Annotated in this window: 22 protein-coding genes; 15 read left to right on the forward strand and 7 right to left on the reverse strand. The window is 59.0% G+C overall.

The window, feature by feature from the left end:
- Positions 1-3: 3 nt before the first annotated feature.
- A complete protein-coding gene (gene ffh / locus GAL_RS00960) occupies positions 4-1,545 on the reverse strand; it encodes a signal recognition particle protein (RefSeq protein ID WP_024095740.1) in 1,542 nt (513 codons plus the stop codon).
- A gap of 492 nt (positions 1,546-2,037) precedes the next feature.
- Between ffh and GAL_RS00965 the strand changes: the two genes are divergently transcribed.
- The 4 genes from GAL_RS00965 (at position 2,038) to GAL_RS00980 (ending at position 6,560) form a co-directional block, all read left to right on the forward strand.
- Entirely contained in the window at positions 2,038-4,038 is a 2,001-nt protein-coding gene (locus GAL_RS00965; RefSeq protein WP_024095742.1) for a GTP-binding protein, read from the forward strand.
- Between the two features lie 104 nt (positions 4,039-4,142).
- The gene (locus GAL_RS00970; protein WP_024095743.1) at positions 4,143-4,670 is read left to right on the forward strand and encodes a prolyl-tRNA synthetase associated domain-containing protein; all 528 of its coding nucleotides are present in this window, start codon (positions 4,143-4,145) and stop codon (positions 4,668-4,670) included.
- Between the two features lie 106 nt (positions 4,671-4,776).
- Positions 4,777-5,655 carry a LysR family transcriptional regulator gene (locus tag GAL_RS00975; protein ID WP_024095744.1) on the forward strand — a complete coding sequence of 293 codons (879 nt, stop codon included), beginning with the start codon at positions 4,777-4,779 and terminating at the stop codon, positions 5,653-5,655.
- Positions 5,652-6,560: a DMT family transporter gene (locus GAL_RS00980; protein WP_024095745.1), complete on the forward strand. Its 909-nt coding sequence runs from the start codon at positions 5,652-5,654 to the stop codon at positions 6,558-6,560. The genes GAL_RS00975 and GAL_RS00980 overlap by 4 nt, the downstream gene beginning before the upstream one ends.
- Positions 6,561-6,566: 6 nt before the next feature.
- On the opposite strand, the gene GAL_RS00985 is transcribed toward GAL_RS00980, so the two are convergent.
- Positions 6,567-6,914 (reverse strand): ArsR/SmtB family transcription factor, encoded by a 348-nt coding sequence (locus GAL_RS00985; protein WP_024095746.1) that lies wholly within the window; start codon positions 6,912-6,914, stop codon positions 6,567-6,569.
- A 95-nt stretch (positions 6,915-7,009) separates the two neighbouring features.
- Here GAL_RS00985 and GAL_RS00990 point away from each other — a divergent pair, with 95 nt between their 5' ends.
- The 7 genes from GAL_RS00990 to GAL_RS01020 all read left to right on the forward strand — a co-directional run bounded on the left by GAL_RS00990 (position 7,010) and on the right by GAL_RS01020 (position 11,696).
- Complete coding sequence (locus GAL_RS00990) at positions 7,010-7,906, forward strand: DMT family transporter (RefSeq protein ID WP_024095747.1); 897 nt, start codon at positions 7,010-7,012, stop codon at positions 7,904-7,906.
- Between the two features lie 193 nt (positions 7,907-8,099).
- Complete coding sequence (locus tag GAL_RS00995; RefSeq protein ID WP_014876092.1) at positions 8,100-8,444, forward strand: AtpZ/AtpI family protein; 345 nt, start codon at positions 8,100-8,102, stop codon at positions 8,442-8,444.
- A 27-nt stretch (positions 8,445-8,471) separates the two neighbouring features.
- Positions 8,472-9,275, forward strand: a complete 804-nt coding sequence (locus GAL_RS01000; protein ID WP_014876091.1) for a F0F1 ATP synthase subunit A — start codon at positions 8,472-8,474, stop codon at positions 9,273-9,275.
- A 57-nt stretch (positions 9,276-9,332) separates the two neighbouring features.
- Positions 9,333-9,557 (forward strand): F0F1 ATP synthase subunit C, encoded by a 225-nt coding sequence (locus GAL_RS01005; RefSeq protein WP_008562443.1) that lies wholly within the window; start codon positions 9,333-9,335, stop codon positions 9,555-9,557.
- Between the two features lie 86 nt (positions 9,558-9,643).
- Complete coding sequence (locus GAL_RS01010; RefSeq protein ID WP_024095748.1) at positions 9,644-10,189, forward strand: F0F1 ATP synthase subunit B'; 546 nt, start codon at positions 9,644-9,646, stop codon at positions 10,187-10,189.
- A 4-nt stretch (positions 10,190-10,193) separates the two neighbouring features.
- The gene (locus GAL_RS01015) at positions 10,194-10,754 is read left to right on the forward strand and encodes a F0F1 ATP synthase subunit B (protein WP_024095749.1); all 561 of its coding nucleotides are present in this window, start codon (positions 10,194-10,196) and stop codon (positions 10,752-10,754) included.
- Between the two features lie 192 nt (positions 10,755-10,946).
- Positions 10,947-11,696, forward strand: coding sequence for an acyltransferase (locus tag GAL_RS01020; protein WP_024095750.1), 750 nt, complete (start codon positions 10,947-10,949; stop codon positions 11,694-11,696).
- Between the two features lie 37 nt (positions 11,697-11,733).
- Here GAL_RS01020 and GAL_RS01025 read toward each other — a convergent pair whose 3' ends face one another.
- Positions 11,734-12,504 carry a FadR/GntR family transcriptional regulator gene (locus GAL_RS01025; RefSeq protein WP_024095751.1) on the reverse strand — a complete coding sequence of 257 codons (771 nt, stop codon included), beginning with the start codon at positions 12,502-12,504 and terminating at the stop codon, positions 11,734-11,736.
- Between the two features lie 203 nt (positions 12,505-12,707).
- Here GAL_RS01025 and GAL_RS01030 point away from each other — a divergent pair, with 203 nt between their 5' ends.
- The 4 genes from GAL_RS01030 to GAL_RS01045 all read left to right on the forward strand — a co-directional run bounded on the left by GAL_RS01030 (position 12,708) and on the right by GAL_RS01045 (position 17,559).
- A complete protein-coding gene (locus tag GAL_RS01030; protein WP_043939774.1) occupies positions 12,708-13,001 on the forward strand; it encodes a hypothetical protein in 294 nt (97 codons plus the stop codon).
- Positions 13,002-13,124: 123 nt separating this feature from the next.
- Positions 13,125-16,580: a chromosome segregation SMC family protein gene (locus GAL_RS01035; RefSeq protein ID WP_024095753.1), complete on the forward strand. Its 3,456-nt coding sequence runs from the start codon at positions 13,125-13,127 to the stop codon at positions 16,578-16,580.
- 58 nt (positions 16,581-16,638) lie between these two features.
- Positions 16,639-17,106, forward strand: coding sequence for a YbjN domain-containing protein (locus GAL_RS01040; protein WP_024095754.1), 468 nt, complete (start codon positions 16,639-16,641; stop codon positions 17,104-17,106).
- A 63-nt stretch (positions 17,107-17,169) separates the two neighbouring features.
- Positions 17,170-17,559: a hypothetical protein gene (locus GAL_RS01045; RefSeq protein ID WP_024095755.1), complete on the forward strand. Its 390-nt coding sequence runs from the start codon at positions 17,170-17,172 to the stop codon at positions 17,557-17,559.
- A 49-nt stretch (positions 17,560-17,608) separates the two neighbouring features.
- Here the strand turns inward: GAL_RS01045 and GAL_RS01050 are convergent, their stop codons facing one another.
- From GAL_RS01050 to GAL_RS01065, 4 genes are all read right to left on the reverse strand, one after another.
- Entirely contained in the window at positions 17,609-18,781 is a 1,173-nt protein-coding gene (locus GAL_RS01050; protein ID WP_024095756.1) for a lytic murein transglycosylase, read from the reverse strand.
- A 40-nt stretch (positions 18,782-18,821) separates the two neighbouring features.
- Positions 18,822-19,733, reverse strand: a complete 912-nt coding sequence (gene cbiB / locus GAL_RS01055; protein WP_024095757.1) for an adenosylcobinamide-phosphate synthase CbiB — start codon at positions 19,731-19,733, stop codon at positions 18,822-18,824.
- Entirely contained in the window at positions 19,730-20,683 is a 954-nt protein-coding gene (gene cobD, locus GAL_RS01060) for a threonine-phosphate decarboxylase CobD (RefSeq protein ID WP_244462786.1), read from the reverse strand. Before cobD ends, cbiB begins: the two co-directional genes overlap by 4 nt.
- Before the next feature lie 427 nt (positions 20,684-21,110).
- Complete coding sequence (locus GAL_RS01065) at positions 21,111-22,085, reverse strand: glutathione S-transferase family protein (protein ID WP_024095759.1); 975 nt, start codon at positions 22,083-22,085, stop codon at positions 21,111-21,113.
- Positions 22,086-22,210 lie beyond the last annotated feature (125 nt).

Genomic DNA, 22,210 nt, shown 5'->3' on the forward strand with positions numbered 1-22,210 from the left:
AATTTACTTCTTCTTGCCCAAACCGCTCAGACCGCCGGGCAGGCCCATGCCACCAAGGCCGGGTAGCCCGCCAGGCATACCGCCCATGCCACCGGGCAGCCCCTTGCCGCCGCCCATGGCTTTGGCCGCTGCTTCCAGCGCTTTTGGGTCCATCTGGCTCGGATCCATTCCAGCCATATCGGGCATGCCGCCGCCTTTGCCGAACATGCCTGACATGGCTTGTTTCAGCATCTTGCCTTTGCCCATCTTGCCCATCTTCTTCATGACGTCGGCCATCTGACGGTGCATTTTCATCAGCTTGTTGAGGTCGGAGACCTGCATACCTGACCCTGCGGCAATGCGTTTCTTGCGAGACGCCTGAAGTAGGGCAGGATTGGCGCGTTCTTTCTTGGTCATCGATTGGATCATGGCGATCTGCTGACGCAAGACCTTGTCGTCAAAACCGGATTCTTCGACCTGTTTCGCCATTTTGGCCATGCCGGGCATCATCTGCATCATGCCCTGCATGCCGCCCATCTGGATCATTTGCTCAAGCTGCATCTTCAGGTCATTCATATTGAAATGACCCTTCATCATGCGCTTCATCATGCGCTCGGCCTGTTCGGCCTCGATGGTTTCCTGGGCTTTTTCAACCAGTGCAACGATGTCGCCCATGCCAAGGATACGACCCGCGATTCGGTCGGGCTCGAAGGTCTCGATAGCGTCCATCTTCTCGCCCAGACCGACAAAGCGGATGGGTTTACCGGTGACCGCGCGCATCGACAGGGCGGCACCGCCACGGCCATCGCCGTCCATCCGGGTCAGGACAACACCTGAGATGCCGATCTTGGCATCGAATTCTTCGGCCACTTCGACCGCCACCTGACCGGTCAGGCCGTCAACAACCAACAGAGTTTCGCGGGGGGAGACGACGTCGCGGACGTCTTCGACTTCCTGCATGAGCACTTCGTCGATCTGCAAGCGCCCGGCAGTGTCGAGCATGTACACATCGTAGCCACCCAAGGCGGCCTGCTGTTTGGCGCGCTTGGCGATATCGACCGGTTTCTGACCCGGCACGATTGGCAGTGTGTCGACACCGATCTGGGTACCCAACACGGCCAACTGATCCATCGCAGCAGGGCGATACACATCAAGCGACGCCATCAGGACGCGCTTGCCTTCTTTATCTTTCAGACGCTTGGCGAGTTTACCGGTGGTTGTGGTCTTACCCGACCCTTGCAGACCAACCATCAGGATGGGGGCTGGCGGGTTGTCAACTTTCAGCTGGCCTGGATCCTCATCGCCGCGCAGCACATCCACCAGCGCGTCGTGGACGATTTTGACAACCTGCTGGCCGGGTGTAACCGATTTGGTCACCGCCTGGCCTGTAGCCTGCTCCTGTACACGTTTCACGAAATCTCGGGCAACTGGCAGCGAGACGTCAGCCTCCAGCAGGGCCACGCGGACCTCGCGCAGAGCGGTTTTGACATCCTCTTCGGAGAGTGCGCCCTGTTTGGTCAGCCGGTCAAAGACACCGGATAGGCGTTCGGATAAATTTTCAAACATGCCTTCGGCCTCCTATGCCGGTTTCAACGTGGGCGCCCCACATGTAGGGAGCAAAGGATCCATGCGCAATCACCCCCACGGGCGTAACACGCTGGTGGAGGGCGATCCCTGGCAAAGGCGGGGACCGGAAGACTGTAGCGGCTCCCGGATTTGGGCCATGCGTTACGCGTTTGGCCGCAATGAGTCAACCCGGACCGCTTGGCCAGGAAGGGATGGCTCGCTGCCATGCGCTGAGCGCAACGGTTGACGCAAGGCACTGCGGTGGGGGAGTATCAGAGTGCGGGGTACGTCTATACGCGTGCAAGCGCCGTCGCATTGCAGGTGCGTGAACAGCACCTATACGATGGCTCTTCGGTAGATGTCAGACATGAACAAAAACATGGGTCAGCCAAGCCCCCACTGCTGAGGCAGCTATTCTCAAGGCATCTGGTGCGGCATTCCTGCCGTATTCCTTCATCGGGCGGCTTTGCAGCCACAGAAGGATCAAGACAGATGCGTGTATTTACACTTATTGGCCCCTCTCATTCCGGAAAGACTGAGTTGGCAAAAGCTCTGGCGACACTCCAAGAGCCAGAGCAGAAGCCGCAGCAGGCCACAGGTGTTGCGGAGTTGAGAGCGTTTCCGTTCATGGATGAGGCCTGGGGCGTGATCGATATTGCCGGCGGGGTTGAGAACTTGGCGACGGCGGGGCCAGCGTTGGCAGCCAGCGATGCGGCGGTTGTTTGCGTGTCGGCGGACCCATCTGCGGGGGTTTTGGCTGCGCCTTATCTCAGGATGGTCGAAGAGGCGGGCATCCCCGCCTTTCTTTTTATCAACCGTATGGATCAGGCCGCCGGGCGGGTGGCTGATATCGTTGCCGCGCTGCAAACCTATTGTCGGCACAATATCGTCCTGCGTCAGATACCCATGCGCGCGAGCGGGGAGGTGATCGGGGCGGTGGATCTGATCTCAGAACGGGCGTGGAAATATCAGGAAGGGCAGCCCTCAGCCCTGGTGGCTTTCCCGGATAGTATCCATGCCCGCGAACGTCAGGCGCGTGGAGAAATGCTGGAAGCACTGGCTGACTATGATGACGATCTGCTGGAGCAATTGATCGAAGATCGCAAGCCGGTGACAGAAGCGATCTATGACGTGGCCACCCGCGTCTTGCAGCATAACGACTTGATCCCGGCGCTTTTGGGGTCTGCGCTTCATCGCAACGGAATCCTGCGTCTGATGAAATCCCTGCGGCATGAGGTCCCCGCGGTTGAGGTCGCAGCACAGCGGTTGGCAGGGGACGGGCAGCCTCTGGCCGTGGGGTGTATCGGAGACCTCGTTAAACATCTCGGCAAGACGGTCGTCGTCCGCGCGCTGAGCCAACCGGTGGGAGCGGGGGCGCAGGTTGGAGGCAGCAACCTTGGAGCGATGACGCAGTTGAGGGGGGAGCGTACGGCTGCGAAAACCGGCACAAGCGCGCCTGCAGCCGGGCGCGCTGCTGGCAATGGCCGTAACCCATCCCCCGCCGGTTCGGGCCCCTCCGGTTCGTGTGACCTTGCACCGGGGGATATCGCGCAAGTAGTGAAATCGGACCATCTGAGCCTTGGGTACGCCTATCTGGAAAACCGTGCCGCGCAATTGCCGCGGTGGACCCAACCGCGCCCGTCGAGCTACCAGCGGATCATCGCGCCTATGAATGACCGTGATGATGTCCGGCTGACGGCGGCGCTGGAGCGCATTGCTGAAATTGATACCGGGATGCTGGTCGAACAGGATGAGATCAGCGGGCACGCGCTGCTGCACCTGCAAGGGCCGCTGCATCTGCGCCGTATCCTGGGGCTGTTAAACGACTCGTTCGGTATCGAGGTCGGAGATAAACCTGTGCCGCCCGCCCTGCGGGAGACCATCACGCGCCCGGTCACGATCCATCATCGCCACCGCAAACAATCAGGCGGAGCAGGCCAGTTTGCAGATGTGGTGCTGAGCATCGCGCCAGCCGCGCGCGGGTCGGGTTTCCACTTTACCGATGAGGTCAAAGGCGGTGCGGTGCCCAAGGGCTATATTCCGTCAGTAGAGGCAGGCGCGCGCGAGGCATTGAAGGCGGGCGCCAATGGTCATCCTGTTGTTGATGTGCGGGTGACTTTGAAGGATGGCAAGCATCACTCCGTTGACAGTTCGGACTATGCGTTTCGTACGGCGGGCAAATCTGCGGTCCGCGAGGCTCTGGCAGAAGCAGGGTCCATGGTGCTGCAACCTATCATGCGGGTGGAGATTCACGTTCCTTCAGTCTTTACCGGTGGGCTTGTCCCTGTGGTCAGCGGGATGCAGGGGCAGATTCTTGGCTTTGCGGCCCATCCTGAGGCTGCAGGCTGGGATGTTTTCGAAACCTTGCTGCCGGTCGCGGCTCAGGAGCAGCTCTGTAGCAGCCTTGCCAGCGCAACCCGCGGTACGGCCTGGTTCTCGAGCGGGTTTGACCACTACGAAGAGGCACGGCGCATGTCGCCTGCGGCTAGCTAACAACAGTCAGGGAGCGGGTGGGATGTTGATGTTGCCCCTTGTATCTTCATGCGTTTCTCAGTGATCTGCGGGCAATATCAGATGTGCAGAACAATGAGGCCGCTATGGACGCATCATCTCAGTTTCAGGACAGCCTGCCTGTTTCTTCCGACATGCTTCTGGCGCAGCTGGATGCATGGGGCATAAAATACCGGCTGCACAGTCACGTTGCATTACGCACGGTCGAGGACGCGAAGGCGGTTGAAGCTGGCTTCATGCAGGCAGGGGAGCGCGCGCTGCGGCTCAAGAATCTCTACCTGCGGGACAAGAAAAAACGCAATCACCTGGTCAGCCTGGAGCAGGACCGCGATATCGATTTGAAATCGCTAGCGGCCGATCTGGGATTGGGAAAACTGTCATTCGGATCTGCGGAGCGGCTGCTGGAAATACTTGGTGTGCGCCCTGGTGCCGTGACTCCATTGGCTATGGTCAACGGGGTCAATCAGGATGTGCACTTCTATATGGACAAGGCCGCGCAGCAGGCGGAAGTGATCTATATGCATCCTCTGGTAAATGATCGCACCGTCGCGCTTACGCGGCAGGCATTTCTGGATGTGATGGACCGATTGAACGTTACGATCATCTGGGTCTGAAGTGGTGGGCCATCTTGTGATCACTGCGCAATTCTGAACCTTTCTCTGGCTAGGGCCTGCGGAATGTGCATGGTTGCCGTAAGTGAGACGCAGGCAAGAGGTGATCATGGAGAACTGGGACGAGGTACGCACCGCCTATCAGGTGGCCCGGATGGGAACTGTGAGCGGGGCCGCTGAGGTTCTGGGGGTCCATCACGCGACAGTTATCCGTCACATCGATGCGATCGAGGCGCGTCTCGGCGTCAAGCTGTTCCAGCGCCATGCCCGTGGCTACACCCCGACAGAGGCCGGTCAGGATCTGCTGCGGGTTGCGCAGGCCACGGATGATCAGTTCGGTCAGCTGGTTGGTCGGCTCAAGGGGCATGGGGATGCGGTATCCGGCGAATTGGTCGTGACCTCGCTATCCTCAATGTCGACATTGCTGGTGCCCGCGCTTACGGAGTTTCAGCGCCAGCATCCTGAATTGGTGATCCGTTTCCTGACCGGCAGTCGCCTGTTCCGACTGGAGTACGGGGAGGCGCATGTCGCGATCCGGGCGGGCTCGCCGCCGGAGCAGCCGGACAATGTGGTCCAGCCCTTCATGCAACAGCAATATGGGCTCTATGCCAGCGCGTCGTATCTTGAGACCTATGGTCCACTCAAAGGGGTGGAAGACATGCACAATCATCGTTTTATCTGTAACGATGATATCGACAGCCGTGCGCCTTATTTTCGGTGGTTGCGTGCAAATGTAGCTGAAAGTGCGCTTTCTTTTCGCTGCGTGACTGAGGTGTCCATGCAGGACGCTCTGCTTGCGGGGGCTGGTATTGGCTTTCTAACCCGGTGGGAAGCCGCCCGGCACCCGGAACTGATCCAGATGATGGAACCGCTTCCAGAGTGGGCGGGCGAATTGTGGCTTGTCACCCATGTTGATCTGCACCGGACGACCAAGGTGCAGAGCTTCCTCAGCTTCCTGAAAGCCGAAGCCAAGGCCTGGACCGCATGACACCGAGCTATCGCGGTCATCTCGCAATGCTGGTGTTCTCGGCCTTGGTGGCCGGATCGTTTTCGCTTGGCGCGATGGTGGCCAATGACATCGCTCCCATGGCTCTCAATGCTATTCGGTTTGTGATCGCCGCAGTGGTGATTGGTATTGCGGCACAGCTCACCCATGGCCTGCACCGCAAAGATTTTGAGGCGCCTTGGCGTTTCCTCGTGCTGGGTGGCCTGTTTGCCATCTACTTCGTGCTGATGTTCTACGGATTGCAAACCGCCGCGCCAGTGAGTGCGGCTGCGGTATTTACACTTACACCGGTTCTGAGTGGGGTTTTCGGATGGATCCTGCTGCGCCAGATCACGACATGGCGGATGGCGCTGGCGTTGGCGATTGGGGCTGTAGGGGCAATCTGGGTGATTTTTCGCGGCGACCTGTCGGCCATCTGGGCCTTTGAAATTGGCCGTGGAGAGATGATATATTTCTGGGGATGTGTGGTCCATGCCGCCTATACGCCGATGGTGCGCTTGCTGAACCGGGGCGAGCCCGCGGTGGTGTTTACCTTCGGAATGTTGGTCGCGGGCGCAATAATCCTGTTGGTGGTCGGCTGGGGCGACATTCGCGCTACGGATTGGACCGGGCTGTCACCGCTTGTCTGGGTGGTCCTGCTCTATGTCGCGCTGATCGCCAGTGCCGCCACCTTCGTTCTGCTGCAATATGCAACGCTTCATCTGCCCTCAGCCAAGGTCATGGCCTATACCTATCTGACGCCAAGCTGGGTCATCTTGTGGGAAATTGCGCTGGGCCGTCCGGCACCTAGTGGCATCGTGGCGCTGGGCGTGGTTTGCACCATCTGGGCGCTTTGGTTGCTGCTACGGGAGGGGCGCAGCGCAGTGCCGAATATGCAATCCGGCTGACCCGCTTCACTCGGAGGAGGGGTCTGCTGTCGGGCTGCCGAGTTCGGTTTCCAGAAAGCGCTCGAAGGCATCCAGATTGACGGGCTCGAACTGACCGAACCCCTGCATCCAGACGGAGGCGGACCGCATGGCGTCCGGCTGCAATTTGCACCACTTCACGCGGCCATGTTTTTCCTGCGCAATGAGGCCTGCTCGTGTCAGGATCATCAGGTGTTTGGAGATCGCGGCGAGCGACATTTCAAAGGGTTCAGCGACATCTGTGACAGCCATATCGTCCTCCAGCAGCATTGTGAGAATGCTGCGCCGGGTTGGGTCCGCTAGGGCGGCAAATACGGTATCAAGAGGATCGCTCATGCCGACACACCTAAACCGCAAGATGCGGGTCGACAATCCCAAGCCTCTAGCGGCATACAACTGGCGATGACGGCAGAGCGCGAAAGAGACATAGTATGGCATTGAAATATTGGGCGGCGATCTTTGTACTCGGGATCGGCTGGGGCATGTCCTTCATGTTCAATGCTGTATTGCTGCGCGAACTGGGCCCTCTGTCGGTGTCCATGGGGCGGGTAGGCTTCGGTGCGTTGGGATGTTGGATCTATGTCGTGGCGGCGCGTAAGCAGGTGCCGGACCGACCACAGCGTTGGCTGGCGCTTTTTGGTTTTGGTGTGCTGAGCTATGCGGCGCCCTTTGCCTTCTATGCGCTGGGACAGCAGCATATTGCCAGCGGCGTGGCCGGGATCCTTAATGCATTTACCCCGGCCCTTGCCGTTATGGTGGCGCATTTCTGGCCGGGTGGAGAACGGGCGACCTGGCAGAAATCACTGGGCGTGGTTTTTGGCTTTCTTGGAATTCTGGTTTTGTCGTGGCCGCTGCTGCAGGGCGGTCGCCAGTCTGAAATCTGGGCCGTGCTCGTTACGCTTTGCGCGCCGCTGTGTTACGCATTTTCGGTCAACATTGCCCGCCAGTTCCGTGATATTGATCCAGTGGTCCTTGTCGCCGTTGCCTTGACCGGGGCCACTGCGGCCATCACGCCGCTGGCGATTTGGGCTGAAGGTCTGCCGGTGATCACCCGATTGGAGACTTGGGGTGCGTTGTTCATTATCGGCTTCATCCTGACGTCAGCAGCTTTCATCCTGTTCTATTGGGTTTTGCCTCGGGTCGGACCAACCAATATCACCTTGCCAACGCTGATTGCACCGGTTTCCGCCTTGGCGATGGGGGCCTGGATCTTGCAGGAGCCACTCAAACTGGAGCACCTGACAGGGATGAGCCTGATCCTGATCGGGCTGGTGCTGATCGATGGTCGGCTGCTGCGTAAAATACGGCGCCGACCGGCCCTCCGATAAAATCAACCTTTTGGTTGAATATGGATTTTGACCGGAAAACCCTCGTTTGCTCTGGAGACGTGCAGGAGGTGATGCGATAGGCCTCAGGCATAACTTAATAGTTACAATGAGTTGCGTCCGATGTCGCAGGGCTTTCAGGGTTGTTGACTCTGAGGCGAGGACTCCTTAGCACCGCAACAGAATTCACGTGAGGATGGCGACCGTGTCACAAGAGCCAGACAAGCAGCGCTTGGCGCAGCTAGAGGCCAAGTTGGCAGAGGCGCGTAAGGCCCAAGAGCCCAAGCCGCGCGTGGATGAGCATTATTCGACGGCCAATCAGGCTTGGCGGATGGTGATTGAGTTGGTGGCCGGTCTGATGATCGGCTTTGGTATCGGATACGGGTTGGACCTTCTGCTTGGGACCATACCGATCTTTCTGGTGCTGTTCACGATGCTGGGTCTGGCGGCCGGGGTGAAGACAATGCTCCGCAGCGCGCAAGAGATCCAGGAAAAGAAACTGGCCGAAATGGCCGAACAAGATGCGCAGGACCGGGACTGATCCCCCGGCGACAGGAGAAACGGGACAATGGGCAAACTAATCTTTGGTGCAGCTTTTCTGCTGGTACTTGCGTCTGGGCTGTTCTTTGCCCCCGCTATTCCGGGCCTCCAGATTCACCCGACTGACCAGTTCCTGGTCAAGCCGCTGGGTGGCGCAGCTGAATTGAACTTCTACACTCCGACCAACGTGACCCTCTGGATGGGGCTGGCGATTGTCGCGATCTTCGCGCTGATGGTTCTGGGTTCCGCAAAACGCGCGATTGTCCCATCGCGCATCCAGTCGGTTGCTGAACTCGCCTATGGCTTCATCTATAAGATGGTCGAAGATGTGACCGGCAAGGACGGTCTGAAGTTCTTCCCCTACATCATGACCCTGTTCATGTTCATCCTGACCGCGAACATGCTGGGCCTGATCCCGGGCAGCTTCACCACCACATCGCATTTTGCCGTGACTGCAGTTCTGGCCATGCTGGTGTTCGTGACTGTGACTGTGACTGGTTTCGTGCTGCACGGAACTAAGTTCCTGGGCCTATTCTGGGTTGGCTCCGCACCGCTGGCTCTGCGCCCGGTGCTCGCGATCATCGAACTGATTTCCTATTTTGTGCGTCCTGTCAGCCACTGTATTCGTCTTGCAGGTAACGTGATGGCGGGCCATGCGGTTCTGAAGGTATTCGCAGGTTTTGCAGGCGCATTGGGCCTGTTCAGCTTCCTGCCGATCTTTGCCATCACCGCAGTCTACGCACTCGAAGTTCTCGTGGCCTTCATTCAGGCCTACGTGTTCACCATTCTGACCTGCGTGTACCTGAAGGACGCGCTGCACCCGTCGCACTAAGACGCGGTCAGGTCCGAACAATAAGATCCTCAACTTCCAATCGTAAGGAGATACACAATGGAAGGCGAACTCGCACACATCGGCGCTGGCCTGGCTGGCATGGGTACTGGTATTGCTGCACTGGGTGTTGGCAACGTTGCTGCTAACTTCCTGGCAGGCGCTCTGCGCAACCCCTCCGCGGCTGCTTCCCAGACCGCAACCCTCTTCATCGGCATCGCATTTGCAGAAGCTCTGGGCATCTTCTCGTTCCTGGTCGCTCTGCTGCTGATGTTCGCCGTCTAAGACCCTTCGGAACCATTTTCCTTACGGCCGGGCGGTGTGGATGACCGCGCCGCCCGGTGTAACGGCAAGTTCCCTAGGAGGACGACATGGCAACTCAGACGCAGGACGCAGGTCACGGTGCCGCAGAGGCCGCCCACGGTTCGGGCGGTATGCCGCAGCTGGACTTCTCGACCTATGCGAACCAGATCTTCTGGCTCGTGGTCACGCTCGTCGTGATCTATTTTATCCTGTCGCGCATCGCGCTGCCCCGCATTGCGGCAGTGTTGGCCGAGCGTCAGGGAACCATTACCAACGACCTCGCCGCGGCTGAAGACCTGAAGGCCAAAGCCGTAGAGGCCGAAACCGCTTATAATCAGGCTCTGGCAGATGCCCGTGCAGAGGCTCAGCGCATCGCTGCTGAAACCCGTGCGGAAATTCAGGCAGATCTGGATGAGGCCATTGCCAAGGCAGACGCACAGATTGCGGCCAAGGCAGCGGAATCAGAAGTCGTCATCGCCGAGATCAAGGCCGGTGCCATCGCCAGCGTCGAAGCCGTCGCTGTTGATACCGCCGCTGAGATTGTCGCTACCTTTGGTGGCAAGGCAGACGAAAAAGCCGTCGCAGCTGCGGTTGCCGACCGGATGAAAGGATAAGAACATGCGCTCTGTACTGGCTCTTGCTCTGACCTTTGGTGCCACCAGCCCCGCATTTGCGGCGTCCGGCCCGTTCCTGTCGATGAGCAACACCGACTTTGTTGTGACGCTCGCATTCCTGCTGTTCGTCGGCATCCTGCTTTATGCAAAGGTGCCCGGTCTGCTGGGTGGCCAGTTGGACGCCCGCGCCGAAGGCATTAAAAAGGACCTCGAAGAGGCCCGTGCCCTGCGTGAAGAAGCCCAGACCATTCTGGCCTCTTACGAGCGCAAGCAGCAGGAAGTTCAGGCGCAGGCTGATCGGATCGTTGCGTCGGCGCGTGAAGATGCTGCGAAAGCAGCTGACCAAGCCAAGGCTGACCTGGAAGTCTCGATTGCGCGTCGCATGACCGCTGCTGAGGAACAGATCACAGCGGCGCAGGACTCCGCGGTGAAAGAAGTGCGCGATCAGGCAATCACCGTTGCAATTGCAGCGGCGGATGCGGTGATCTCGAAACAGATGACAGCGACCGAAGCCAACAAGCTGATCGACGCTGCTATCGCCGACGTGGACGCCAAGCTGCACTAATTTGCTCTTGCATCGACGCTGTTAAAGAACCCGGCCCAAGTGGCCGGGTTTTTTGTATTCAAATGCGTTGCCTGCGATAACCGCGCACATCCTACTTTCCCTAAAATGGTGGATTGAACGCAGGCCGAGCGATAGAAGAGAGCGCAAGACCCTGCCTGCTGGTGGGGCTTTCGGTTACCAGAGGAGTCACAGATGCGCGTCCATCCGACGGCCATTGTCAGCCCAAAGGCCAAGATCCATCCGAGTGTCGAAATCGGCCCCTTCTCGATCGTTCATGACAACGTCGAAATTGGCGCGGGGACCAACATCGGAAGCAATTGTGAGCTGGGCGTCTCAACCCGTCTGGGGGATGGCTCTCCGTTGCGCATCGGGGAAGGGACGACAATCCGCTCCCATAGCGTTTTCTACGAAAGCTCAAGCTTCGGTGACGGTCTGGTGACCGGGCATCGGGTCACGGTGCGCGAGCTCACCCAGGCTGGACGCGGGTTTCAGATTGGCACGCTGAGCGATATCCAGGGTCATTGCACAGTTGGCGACTACGTGCGGCTGCACAGCAATGTGCACATCGGACAAAAGAGCGTCGTTGAAGACTACGTTTGGATCTTTCCCTACGTAGTGTTGACCAATGACCCGCATCCGCCGAGCGAGGTCTTGCTTGGCGCGCGGATCAAATCATTTGCGGTGATCGCCACGATGACCACTGTTCTGCCCGGGGTCACTGTCGGGGAGGGGGCGCTGGTCGGGGCATGCAGTGCCGTCACCAAAGATGTTGCAGACCACCGGATCGCGGTTGGCAACCCCGCCGTTGACCGGGGAGATGCCAATCGGGTTCGCCTGAAAGATGGCACTGACCGGGCAGCTTATCCTTGGAAATCTCATTTTCACCGAGGATACCCCGAGGCCGTCGTTGCCGAGTGGATGGCGTCATTGCCCGAGGCCTGATGGGGTTGCGGGCCGTTTAAAGTCCGTGGGTTGGTTCCTAGGTCTTGCTAACTTCGTGCTGCAGACGTTGCTTGGCCACCTCAGCATTGCGCAGGGCGCGCTGATGGTCAGTCAGGGCCTGTTTTACATAGTCCAGATGAGTTTCAACAGCGGCCCGTGCTGCCGACGGGTCGCGGGCCTGTAGCGCGGTGTTGATGGCGCTGTGCTGGGCCAATAGGGCATCGCGCGTGGTGTGCTGCTGGAACATAACGCGACGATTATAGAAAACACCTTCACGCAGCAGCTCGAACATAGAGCGCATCATATGCAGCATGACCACATTGTGGCTCGCGTCCATAATTGCGGAATGGAACTGGGCGTCGAGCGCGGCAGCCTCTTCCGAGATGGCGGGATCACCGGCCTGCTCCATCTTGTCAAAAATCGTCTGGATCACCTCCAAATCATAGTCGGATCCATATTTGGCGGCGCGCTCGGCGGCTAGCCCTTCCATATCTCGGCGAAAGCTGAGGTAGTCGAAAACCGCCTCGTCATGGCTCGCAAACAACTGTACCAAGGCCGGGGAAAACGCAGAGCCAAGCACATCGGCAACAAACACTCCGGCGCCAGCCCGCGAGACCAACAGGCCACGGTCCTGCAATTCGGCCAGCGCATCGCGCAAGGAGGGCCGTGATACCCCCAGACGCTCCGCCAACTCCCGCTCGGCTGGGAGCCTTTCGCCGGGTGTGAGAATTCCGCGCAGGATGAACTGCTCAATCTGGCGCACCACAGACGCAGAGAGTTTTTCGGGCTGTACTTTTTGGAAGGGCATGCTGTCAGTCTTTTGAATGCGCGATTGGTCAAAACATATGACCACGGGGCCAAGGCCATCGCAAGAGGATGTGCGCCCAATCAGCAGACAGCCCGCCTGTTCCTTGCTAGTTTGAAGGGACGAGCGAAGATCCAGCCCTAATCGGTATAGGAATACAGATGTGTGATCTCATCAGGCGAACGGTTCGATCCCGCTCAATTTTTATGTTCCTTCTTGCTGTTCCGCGTGCAGCCTGCGATACGGCAAGCCCGCATTTCCGTGGTCAAGCGGTGCAACGGATCACGGTGGAGGGCAGCGTATTTGAGGTGCGCCTGCGCGGGTCGCTTGCAGAGGCAGTGCGCGTCAATCCTCAATATGCACCGCGTCTTGGCCCCATCCGGAAACGCGCACAACGCGCCATGGAAGTGGCAAGTGGCTGCCCAGTGCGCGATGTCCTGGGCGATCAGGCTGTCCTCGTCGGGCGCTTGGACTGCGGGAGCGGCGAAGCCGCGCAATGAAGAGTTATCCACAATATATGGTGGCGATATGACGCTGACCCAGCGGATTTGGGGGGCGGCCACATTGACAGTGGTGTAACAAAACCATGACACTTACATCCCAATGAATCACAGGATATCGGCTTGCGCTTCTCGAAACTCAGACTGAACGGCTTCAAGAGCTTTGTGGACCCAACGGATCTGTTGATCGCGGATGGCCTGACGGGGGTTGTCGGCCCAAATGGCTGTGGCAAATCCAACCTTCTTGAGGCGCTGCGTTGGGTGATGGGCGAAAATCGCCCAAAGGCAATGCGTGGCGGTGGTATGGAAGACGTGATCTTCGCTGGCACCAGCTCCAGGCCGGCTCGCAATTTTGCCGAGGTCAGCCTGCAGATCGACAACAGTGAGCGGCTGGCTCCATCTGGTTTCAACGAGAGTGACAATCTCGAAATCCTGCGCCGTATCACCCGCGATGTCGGTAGCGCCTACAAAACAAACGGCAAGGATGTGCGCGCCCGTGATGTGCAGATGCTGTTTGCCGATGCCTCAACTGGCGCGCATTCTCCTGCTTTGGTTCGACAGGGGCAAATTGCCGAGTTGATTAACGCCAAGCCCAAGGCGCGGCGGCGTATTCTGGAAGAGGCAGCGGGTATCTCTGGCCTCTACCAGCGGCGGCACGAGGCCGAGCTGAAGCTGAAAAACACCGAACAGAACCTGTTGCGCGTCGACGATGTGATTGAACAGCTCGCAGCACAACTCTCACAGCTGGCCCGTCAGGCACGCCAGGCGCAACGGTATCGCGATATCGGTGAACAGCTGCGCCGGGCCGAGGGCATGTTGCTCTATCGTCGCTGGCGGGAGGCGGATGACGCGCGGCTGGAAGCTGAAGATATCCTGCGCAGCCGCGAGACCCAGGCAGCGAAGGCAGAGGCACTGGCCCGTGTTGCCGACGGCAAGCGGCTGGAAGCTGAGAGCGCGCTGCCCCCCCTGCGCGAGGAAGAGGCAATAGCTGCCGCCGTCCTGCAACGGTTGTTTGTCCAGCGTGACACCTTGAGTGATCAGGAGGCGCAGGCGCGCCAGACCATCGAAACTCTGACCAACCGCGTGGCACAGCTGGGCCGCGACATTGAGCGCGAAAGCGGGCTGAACCGAGATGCCGGCGAAACGATTGAACGGCTGGACTGGGAACAGCGTGAACTGGCGCGGGCCGCTATCGGTCACGATGATCGCATGGCTGAGGCAGCCGAGCGGTCGCGAGAAGCGGGATCGGTGCTGCAGGCCCGCGAAGAACATCTGACGAGCCTGACAGAAGATGTCGCGCGGCTTGCAGCACGTCACCAATCAGCGCAGCGTCAGGTTGAGGATTGCCGCCGTGCCTTGCTCCGTGCCGAGGAGGAAGGGGGGAGTTCCCGCGAGGCGATGGCCGAGGCCCGCGATACGCTGGCTCAGGCAGAGTCCGCTTTCGAGGCGGCTATTGAGGCTGAAGAGGAAGCGCGCGCTGCTGCCGAGCTTGCCGACGAGGCGCTCGCTGCGGCCGATGACGCGCGCAACGACACCCAATCGCGCGAGGCTGAGGCCCGCGCCCGCCGCTCTGAAGCGGAGGGCGAATTGGGGGCGCTGCGGGCAGAGGTGACGGCGCTTGCAAAGCTTGTGGAACGCGATACCGCCGAGGGTGGCCATGTTCTGGATGAGATGCGCGTCGCAGCGGGATACGAGAAGGCGCTTGGCGCGGCTCTCGCCGATGACCTGCGCGCGCCTCTGGCGGAGGTTGATGGGCCGAGCGGTTGGGTCAGCTTACCGCCATATGACGGCGATGCGCCGCTGCCAGCGGGGGCGGTGCCGCTTTCGCTGCATGTCAGCTGCCCAGATGCTCTGCAACGTCGGATTTCTCAGGTTGGCCTCGTCGATGGTGATGCCGCGCGTGATCTGCATTCGCGGCTGAAGCCAGGACAGCGTCTGGTTACCCTGGAAGGGGATCTGTGGCGCTGGGATGGGTTCCGGGCTTGGGCTGAGGATGCACCAAGTGCCGCGGCGTTACGGCTTGAGCAGATGAACCGTCTTGAAGCGCTGAAGCAGGATATGGAACATGTTGGTGCGCGTGCGGATGGGGCCAAGGCTGCGCATGAGGTTCTGATGCGCAAGCTGGCAGAGGTTACCACGGCCGATCAGGCCGCGCGTCAGGCGCGACGCGTTGCCGACCAACGCGTCGCCGATGCAGCGCGGGCGCTGAGCCGGGCTGAAAGCCATCGCAATCTGTCCGAAGGCAAGCTGGAAACCCTCAGCATTGCGGTTGCACGGCATGATGAAGACGCTGCGGCTGCGCAGACGCAGTTGACGGATGCGGAAGCCGTTGTCGAAGGGCTGGAGGACCTCGCTGAGGCACGTGCCAAAGTTGAGGATGTAAAGCAGGCGGTAGAAGCTGCTCGGATCACCATGCTAACCCATCGGTCGACGCAGGATGAGCTGCGGCGTGAGGGAGAGGCCCGCACAGCGCGCGGGCAGCAGGTCACCAAGGATCTCTCCGGGTGGCGCCACCGGCTTGAGAGTGCGGACAGGCGGATTGCTGAGCTGACGGAGCGCCGTGCCGCGACTGAAGAAGAACTGCAAGAGGCGCATGAGGTGCCTGCCGAGATTGCAGAAACCCACGAGGAACTGAACCTCGCCATTGAAGAGGCAGAAGCGCGTAAAGCGGTTGCCTCAGATGCGCTGATTGGCGCTGAAACCGTCCTGCGCGACGCTGTTCAGAACGAGCGTGAATGCGCGCGACTGGCCTCTGAGGCGCGCGAGGCACGGGCGCGGTCTGAGGCGCGTTGCGATGCTGCCCGCGAAGCCGTTGGTCATGCTGAAGCGCGTATTCGCGAAGAACAACAGACCGTGCCTGACGATCTGTTGGCTAGCCTTGATGCAACGCCTGAAGACATGCCGAACGCGGAGGAGCTGGAGGCAGAGGTCAACCGTCATAAACGTCAGCGAGACGCGCTGGGAGCGGTCAATTTGCGCGCAGAAGAAGATGCGCGCTCGGTTCAGGATGAGCACGACCAATTGGTGCGCGAGAAGGCGGATCTGGAAGAGGCCGTGAAGACGCTAAGGGCGGGTATCGCCAGCCTCAACCGTGAAGGCCGCGAACGGTTGCTGACCGCGTTTGAGGAGGTGAATGCGAGCTTTACGATGCTTTTCACCCATCTCTTCGGCGGCGGGGAGGCCAACCTGGTCATGGTGGAAAGTGATGATCCACTGGATGCCGGGCTTGAAATCATGTGTCAGCCGCCGGGCAAGAAACTTTCGACGCTGTCACTGCTGTCAGGGGGGGAACAGACATTGACGGCCATGGCCCTGATCTTCGCGGTGTTTCTGTCTAACCCGGCGCCGATCTGTGTGCTGGACGAGGTGGACGCGCCGCTCGACGATGCCAATGTCACTCGTTTCTGCGATTTGCTGGACGAGATGTGCCGCCAAACCGACACGCGCTTTCTGATCATCACGCACCATGCGGTGACGATGGCGCGGATGGACCGGCTTTTCGGGGTCACGATGCAGGAGAAAGGCGTCAGCCAACTGGTGTCCGTGGACCTCAAGAAAGCCGAGGCGCTGGTCGCCTGAGCCCTTGTTCCAACGCGGCGCAGGTTCTATCGTCGGCGCGCCAATGACAGGATTTACAATGAAATTTCTTTCTCTACTGACCGCTGCTGCCCTGTTTGTCCTCCCGGGCCTTGGGCATGCTGAAAACATTCTGGCCAAGGATGCGACCACTCTGGCGCGTTTCTTTGAAACGGAAGGCGTTGAATTTGAGGTCACCACTGATGATGTCGGCGACCCAAAGCTGAAGGTCGACTATTACGGCAATGATTTCTCGATTTATTTCTATGGTTGTGAAAACAACAAGAACTGTGATGCGATCCAGTTCTTCTCTGGTTATCAGACGGATGGTGGCATTCGTGTGGTCAAGATCAATGAGTGGAATACCGAGAATCGGTTTGGTCGGGCCTATATTTCGGACGAAGGGTCCGCTCGGGTGGAACTGGATGTGTATCTGGGGAACACGGGCATGAACCCCGACGATTTTGCTGAGTTGCTTGGCTACTGGTCGCGGATTGTTCAGGAATTTGAAGAATTCATCAACTGGTGACCGCATCTCCCCTGTCACTGAAACGTGAGACGGGGCCGGGGAAAATACAGCTAGGCTGGCAGCATGAATTATCTCACGCTGCTGGCTTTTTTTGTACTTATCGGATCAATCCAACTGCCAGGCAAGGTCTTGGCGCAAGATGGAGCCATGCGGGCGGGTGATCGTCCCTATGACGAAGAGGCGCTTGCGGCGCTACCGGGGCAATCTTTTGTTTTTTATGATGATGGTGAGGCAATATTCGGGGACGACGGAGCCTATTCCTACACTTATTCAGCGGCAAATGGCGGTGGCACTGCATGGGGCAGCTATCGTGTCGCGCAGGATGGTCAGGTCTGTGTGACGTTCGTCAACGGTATGTCCCGTTGCGATCAATATGTGACCAACCGGGATCGCACTGTGGTCATTACCTCAGAGGGGCAGAGATTTCCGGTGCGATCATCGCAAATTCCCTGAGACATTCCTCCGAGGAAACCGCCCCCAAGGGGCGATCTTTCCTCATAGATTAGAGACGCGACAATAGTGTCGGTGTTGGCCAGGCGTCTGCGGGGAGGCCAAGGCGTTTTTGTTCTTTTTGAACTGCAACACGTGTCTTGGCACCTAGGATCCCATCGACATCACCAACGTCATGACCGCGTGCCTGAAGCTTGCGCTGCAACTGTTCCATTTGTTTTGCCGCGAGGCCGGTATCTGGGCTGCCCGCATCGTAACTCGCAGCGCCCGACAGCCGGGTGGCAAAATAAGCGGCAGTCAGCACATAGGTAAAGCTCTGGTTCCATTCGAAATAGACATCGAAATTAGGGTAGGCAAGAAAGGCAGGTCCCTTATGCCCCTGTGGTAGAATCAGCGCTGCCTTGGTATCGCGCTCCGCCAGTCGGCCACTGCGAGGGCTTATGCCCAATGCTTGCCAGTCAGCGACCGTCTCCTTGTGGTGGACACCACTGAGGTTCAGGTCCAGATCTGCCGGGATTGTCACCTCCTGCAACCAAGGCTCATTTGGGCGCCACCCCAAATGAGAGAGCATCTTTGCGCCGGACATCAATGCATCGGGGGCGGAGGTCTTGAGGCTGACATGGCCGTCTCCATCGGCATCGACACCGTTTTCGAGAATGTCGCCAGGTAGCATTTGAACCATGCCGATTTCACCGGCCCAGGCACCGGTGGTGCGGCGCGGATCAAAGTTGCCCTGACGGAACAATTCCAGTGCGGCAAAAACCTGAGGGCGGAACAACTCGGGCCGACGGCAATCATGGGCCAGAGTCACCAGCGCATTCAACGTGTTGAAATTTCCCTGTACGGCGCCGTAGTCGGTTTCAAAGGCCCAGAACGCCAGCAAAACGCTGCGATCAATGCCGTAGGTCGTCTCTATCCTGCGGAATGTGGCGTCGTATTTTCGCGACATCGCCTGACCACGGTCCAGGCGGCTCTTGGAGATCAGCCGACGTGAAAACTCGATAAAGGGTTTCTGGAACACACCCTGCGCGCGGTCGGCCTTTAGGACTGCGGGATCTTGGCGCACGTTCTCAAAGAAACGGTTGACCGTGGCGCTGTCATAGCCCCCCGTCAGCGCCTCTTCTTTCATCAGCTGAACGAAATTGCGAAACCCGCCACCACATTGCGCATGGGCCTGAAGCGGGAGCAGAAATGAGACAAGGGCGAGAATGCTGGGGCGCAACACAGGTGACGTGTCCTTATTGAGATGTGCTGCCCCTTGTTAGCTATAACAACGCGGCAATGGCAACCGTTAGCGCAAGTCCGAAGGCCCAAGAGGCCCATAGAAGGTGTATACTTTGTGTGATGCTGTGGGCGCTGGCGCTTTTGGAGCCACTGGCGTTGACCCAGGCAAAGTCCTGCAGTTGGCCGTCGTAGGATCGCGGGCCGGCGAGTGCGATCCGCAACGCGCGCGCCATTGCGGCTTCGGGCCAGCCAGCATTCGGGGAGCGGTGGCGGCGGGCATCCTGGGTAATGTCAGGCCAGCTGCGCAATACCAGGCCAACGGTGGCGATCATCAGTGCGGACAGGCGTGCCGGGATCAGGTTCAGCAAGTCGTCCAACCGGGCAGCCCCCCAGCCGAAATTCCTGTGCCGTGGCGTCTTGTAGCCAATCATGCTGTCGGCGGTGTTGGTGATCTTGTAGATCATCAAACCCGGCAGTCCGCCAATCAAAAACCAGAATGCAGGGGCGACCACACCGTCGGAAAAATTCTCTGCCCCGCTTTCGATAGCGGAACGCGCAATCTGCGGCGTGGTCATGCCGGTGGTATCACGGCTGACAATCATCGCAACGGCCTCGCGGCCTTCTGTCAGATCAAGACGCAGCCCATCGGCGACGGCCTCGACATGGTCGCAGAGCGACCGCTGCGCCAGCAAGATGGCGGCGATAAGGATTTGAACCAAGGGGCCGAACAATGTCAGCAGCCAGCCAAGCCAGCCGGCTGAAACAACAAGAAGCGTTATGGCCAGAACGCCACGCGCTTTGCGCTGTTTTCCGGTGTTTAATGTCTGGTCAACGAGAGACACAGCACGGCCCATCAACACCGCAGGGTGGGGCAGTCTTGACCAAAGCCAGCGTGGTTCGCCGAAAATGGCATCCAGCAGCAGCGCCGGTATCAACAAGGCGGCAGTTGTCACAGAGCGGCCTCAAGCCGTGCCCAGCCTTCACCCGTTGGCAGACCAAGCCGCAGATAGGTTTTGGAGTATGGGAAAATACGCGCCCAGATTTGAGCGCGGGCGAGCCGGGCCTGCCATGCAGCGGCGTCGTCAACGTCATAAAGACGGAATAGATCGGTGCCGCCGACCAGTTTCGCTCCTTTTCCGGTCACCATCTTGTCGAGACGTTTTGCGTCCTGCTGCAAGCGCGCCCGTGTGGTTTCTGCCCAGTCGGCATCTCTTAGGGCCTGGGCGCCGATGCGCAGGGCCGGACCGGAGACAGCCCAGGGTCCTTGCCAGGCTGCGAGTTTGTTGATCAAGCAGGGGTCACCGATAGCAAACCCCAGCCGCAGTCCCGCGAGCCCCCAGAATTTGCCAAAACTCTTGAGAATTACGACGCCGGGGCGGTCTGCCAAATGCATCAGGCTGTCCGCAGGGCAGACATCACAGAAGCTCTCATCGATGACGACCAGCGGGGCCTGCACATCTTCAGCGCTCCAGCGGCGGCCGTCAGGATTGTTCGGATGAACCAGCACGCTAGCTTCGGCTGGGCCAGCGGTGACAGTCTGCCATCCGTGCGCGGTGAATGCTGCGGCGTGCTCATTGTAGGTTGGCGGTGTTATCTGAACCCATCGGGGGTCGGCCAGGGCGGGAATGGCGGCAATCAGGGCTGAAGCGCCGGGGGCTGCCAGAACGGCTGCCTTTCGCGGCACGTTCCAGAAGTGACGCGCGGCAGTCACCAGGTCAGTCATTGCCGCCTGATCGGGCAGGGCGCCCCAATCCGCTGTGGTCAGCTTCGGCATCGGGTAGGGTACAGGATTGATCCCGGTCGAGAGATCAACCCAGTCGCTGGCTACACCACCATATTTAGAAATTGCGGCGCTGAGGTTGCCGCCGTGGTCCCGTTTGGGGACCTCTGTCAGATCCAGCATGCCTGTCATCTTGGGCCTTAACAAATGAACCAGAACCGAGGGCCAGGAAATATACCGGCCCAGTACCGCCGTATGGAACAGCAATTGTGAGAAAGCAACCATAGCATTTCGGGTTCAACAATTCGCTAATATCGGGGAGTCTTGTGCTTCTGAATCACCTTATGAGTGTATTTCTTGATGAGTAATCTGGACATCTTACACAGGCTAAAGTCGGCCAGAGACGGAACATCTATCGGCGCCCGGTTGGCGTTCTTCCGCCTCGATTCTCTCACCGGGACCGTAAGGTTGGCGGCGCGTTGCGCCAACACTTTCAGCGATTTAGAAGACAATCACGATGGGCCTGCCGAATTGTCGCTGCGCATATGGCGTACCACGAATGCCCGATCGGGGGGATTATCGACCCCCTCGTTGGTGGGCGTCCTGGTGTTCAGTCGCGACCGTGTGGGGCCATCCAGTCGATACGTGGATTGGTTGGGATAATCCGATGAGGATTGATGGTATCATGGCTGTAGTGATAGTGGCGCACGATATGGTCCATCCCGACGGTGTCTGAAACACCCGGCCATTGATAGAGCGCGCGTGTATAGGCCCAGAGATGGGGATAGTCGATCAAGCGTCGGCGGTTACACTTAAAATGCAGGTGGTAGACAGGATCGAAGCGGACCAATGTGGTAAACAACCGCCAGTCTGCCTCGGTCAGCCTGTCCCCCAGAAGGAAGCGGTGCTCTGACAGAATGTCTTCCAGCCAGTCCAAAGTGTCGAACAAAGGGTCGATCGCCGCGTCATATGCGTCCTGTGTTGTGGCAAAACCGCATTTGTAAACACCGTTGTTCAAGGTGGAATAGACCCGGCTGTTCACGGCCTCAATCGGTTCCCGCAGCTCTTCCGGCCAATAGTCGTCATGGTTGCCGGTGATCTCGTCGAAGGCGCTGTTGAACATACGAATGATGTCGGCACTTTCGTTTGAAACGATGGTATTTTCTTTTTTATCCCAAAGAATTGGGACCGTGACCCGGCCAGAGTATTGCGGGTCGGCGCGGGTGTATATCTGGTGCACGTGGTCATATCCGAACAGGTGGTCCCCGGTGGCGCCATGGTCGTCCTTAGCAAGGCTCCAGCCTTTGTCCAGCATGTCCGGGTGTACAACGGATACCGTGATGTGATCGGCCAGCGCCTTTAGCTGACGGAAGATCAGTGTGCGATGCGCCCAAGGGCAGGCCAGCGAAACATAGAGATGGTAGCGTCCGCTTTCGGCGGCAAAGCCACCTTTGCCGGATGGTCCTGCCTGTCCGTCTTTGGTGACCCAGTTGCGAAACTGCGCCTGTGAGCGTTTGAACGCGCCACCGGATGACGCGGTATCGTACCATTGGTCGTGCCAGATGCCGTCAATCAAAAGGCCCATCAAAAACTCCTATGCGCTGTGAGTACATTCTGTGCGGTGTAATCTAGGCTGCGCCTGCGCCTGCGCCCATGGCCCTCGGCGCGCAGCTTCCCTGCGCCAATGCACAGGTGGCGCATACGCGAGGT

Source organism: Phaeobacter gallaeciensis DSM 26640 (assembly GCF_000511385.1).
GTDB classification, from domain to species: Bacteria; Pseudomonadota; Alphaproteobacteria; order Rhodobacterales; family Rhodobacteraceae; genus Phaeobacter; species Phaeobacter gallaeciensis.

Excerpts from the sequence above, each read along its gene's own strand:
- ffh (WP_024095740.1), bottom strand. The coding sequence starts at position 1,545 with ATGTTTGAAAATTTATCCGAACGCCTATCCGGTGTCTTTGACCGGCTG.
- GAL_RS00965 (WP_024095742.1), top strand. The coding sequence starts at position 2,038 with ATGCGTGTATTTACACTTATTGGCCCCTCTCATTCCGGAAAGACTGAG.
- GAL_RS00970 (WP_024095743.1), top strand. The coding sequence starts at position 4,143 with ATGGACGCATCATCTCAGTTTCAGGACAGCCTGCCTGTTTCTTCCGAC.
- GAL_RS00975 (WP_024095744.1), top strand. The coding sequence starts at position 4,777 with ATGGAGAACTGGGACGAGGTACGCACCGCCTATCAGGTGGCCCGGATG.
- GAL_RS00980 (WP_024095745.1), top strand. The coding sequence starts at position 5,652 with ATGACACCGAGCTATCGCGGTCATCTCGCAATGCTGGTGTTCTCGGCC.
- GAL_RS00985 (WP_024095746.1), bottom strand. The coding sequence starts at position 6,914 with ATGAGCGATCCTCTTGATACCGTATTTGCCGCCCTAGCGGACCCAACC.
- GAL_RS00990 (WP_024095747.1), top strand. The coding sequence starts at position 7,010 with ATGGCATTGAAATATTGGGCGGCGATCTTTGTACTCGGGATCGGCTGG.
- GAL_RS00995 (WP_014876092.1), top strand. The coding sequence starts at position 8,100 with ATGGCGACCGTGTCACAAGAGCCAGACAAGCAGCGCTTGGCGCAGCTA.
- GAL_RS01000 (WP_014876091.1), top strand. The coding sequence starts at position 8,472 with ATGGGCAAACTAATCTTTGGTGCAGCTTTTCTGCTGGTACTTGCGTCT.
- GAL_RS01005 (WP_008562443.1), top strand. The coding sequence starts at position 9,333 with ATGGAAGGCGAACTCGCACACATCGGCGCTGGCCTGGCTGGCATGGGT.
- GAL_RS01010 (WP_024095748.1), top strand. The coding sequence starts at position 9,644 with ATGGCAACTCAGACGCAGGACGCAGGTCACGGTGCCGCAGAGGCCGCC.
- GAL_RS01015 (WP_024095749.1), top strand. The coding sequence starts at position 10,194 with ATGCGCTCTGTACTGGCTCTTGCTCTGACCTTTGGTGCCACCAGCCCC.
- GAL_RS01020 (WP_024095750.1), top strand. The coding sequence starts at position 10,947 with ATGCGCGTCCATCCGACGGCCATTGTCAGCCCAAAGGCCAAGATCCAT.
- GAL_RS01025 (WP_024095751.1), bottom strand. The coding sequence starts at position 12,504 with ATGCCCTTCCAAAAAGTACAGCCCGAAAAACTCTCTGCGTCTGTGGTG.
- GAL_RS01030 (WP_043939774.1), top strand. The coding sequence starts at position 12,708 with ATGTTCCTTCTTGCTGTTCCGCGTGCAGCCTGCGATACGGCAAGCCCG.
- GAL_RS01040 (WP_024095754.1), top strand. The coding sequence starts at position 16,639 with ATGAAATTTCTTTCTCTACTGACCGCTGCTGCCCTGTTTGTCCTCCCG.
- GAL_RS01045 (WP_024095755.1), top strand. The coding sequence starts at position 17,170 with ATGAATTATCTCACGCTGCTGGCTTTTTTTGTACTTATCGGATCAATC.
- cobD (WP_244462786.1), bottom strand. The coding sequence starts at position 20,683 with ATGCTGGATCTGACAGAGGTCCCCAAACGGGACCACGGCGGCAACCTC.
- GAL_RS01065 (WP_024095759.1), bottom strand. The coding sequence starts at position 22,085 with ATGGGCCTTTTGATTGACGGCATCTGGCACGACCAATGGTACGATACC.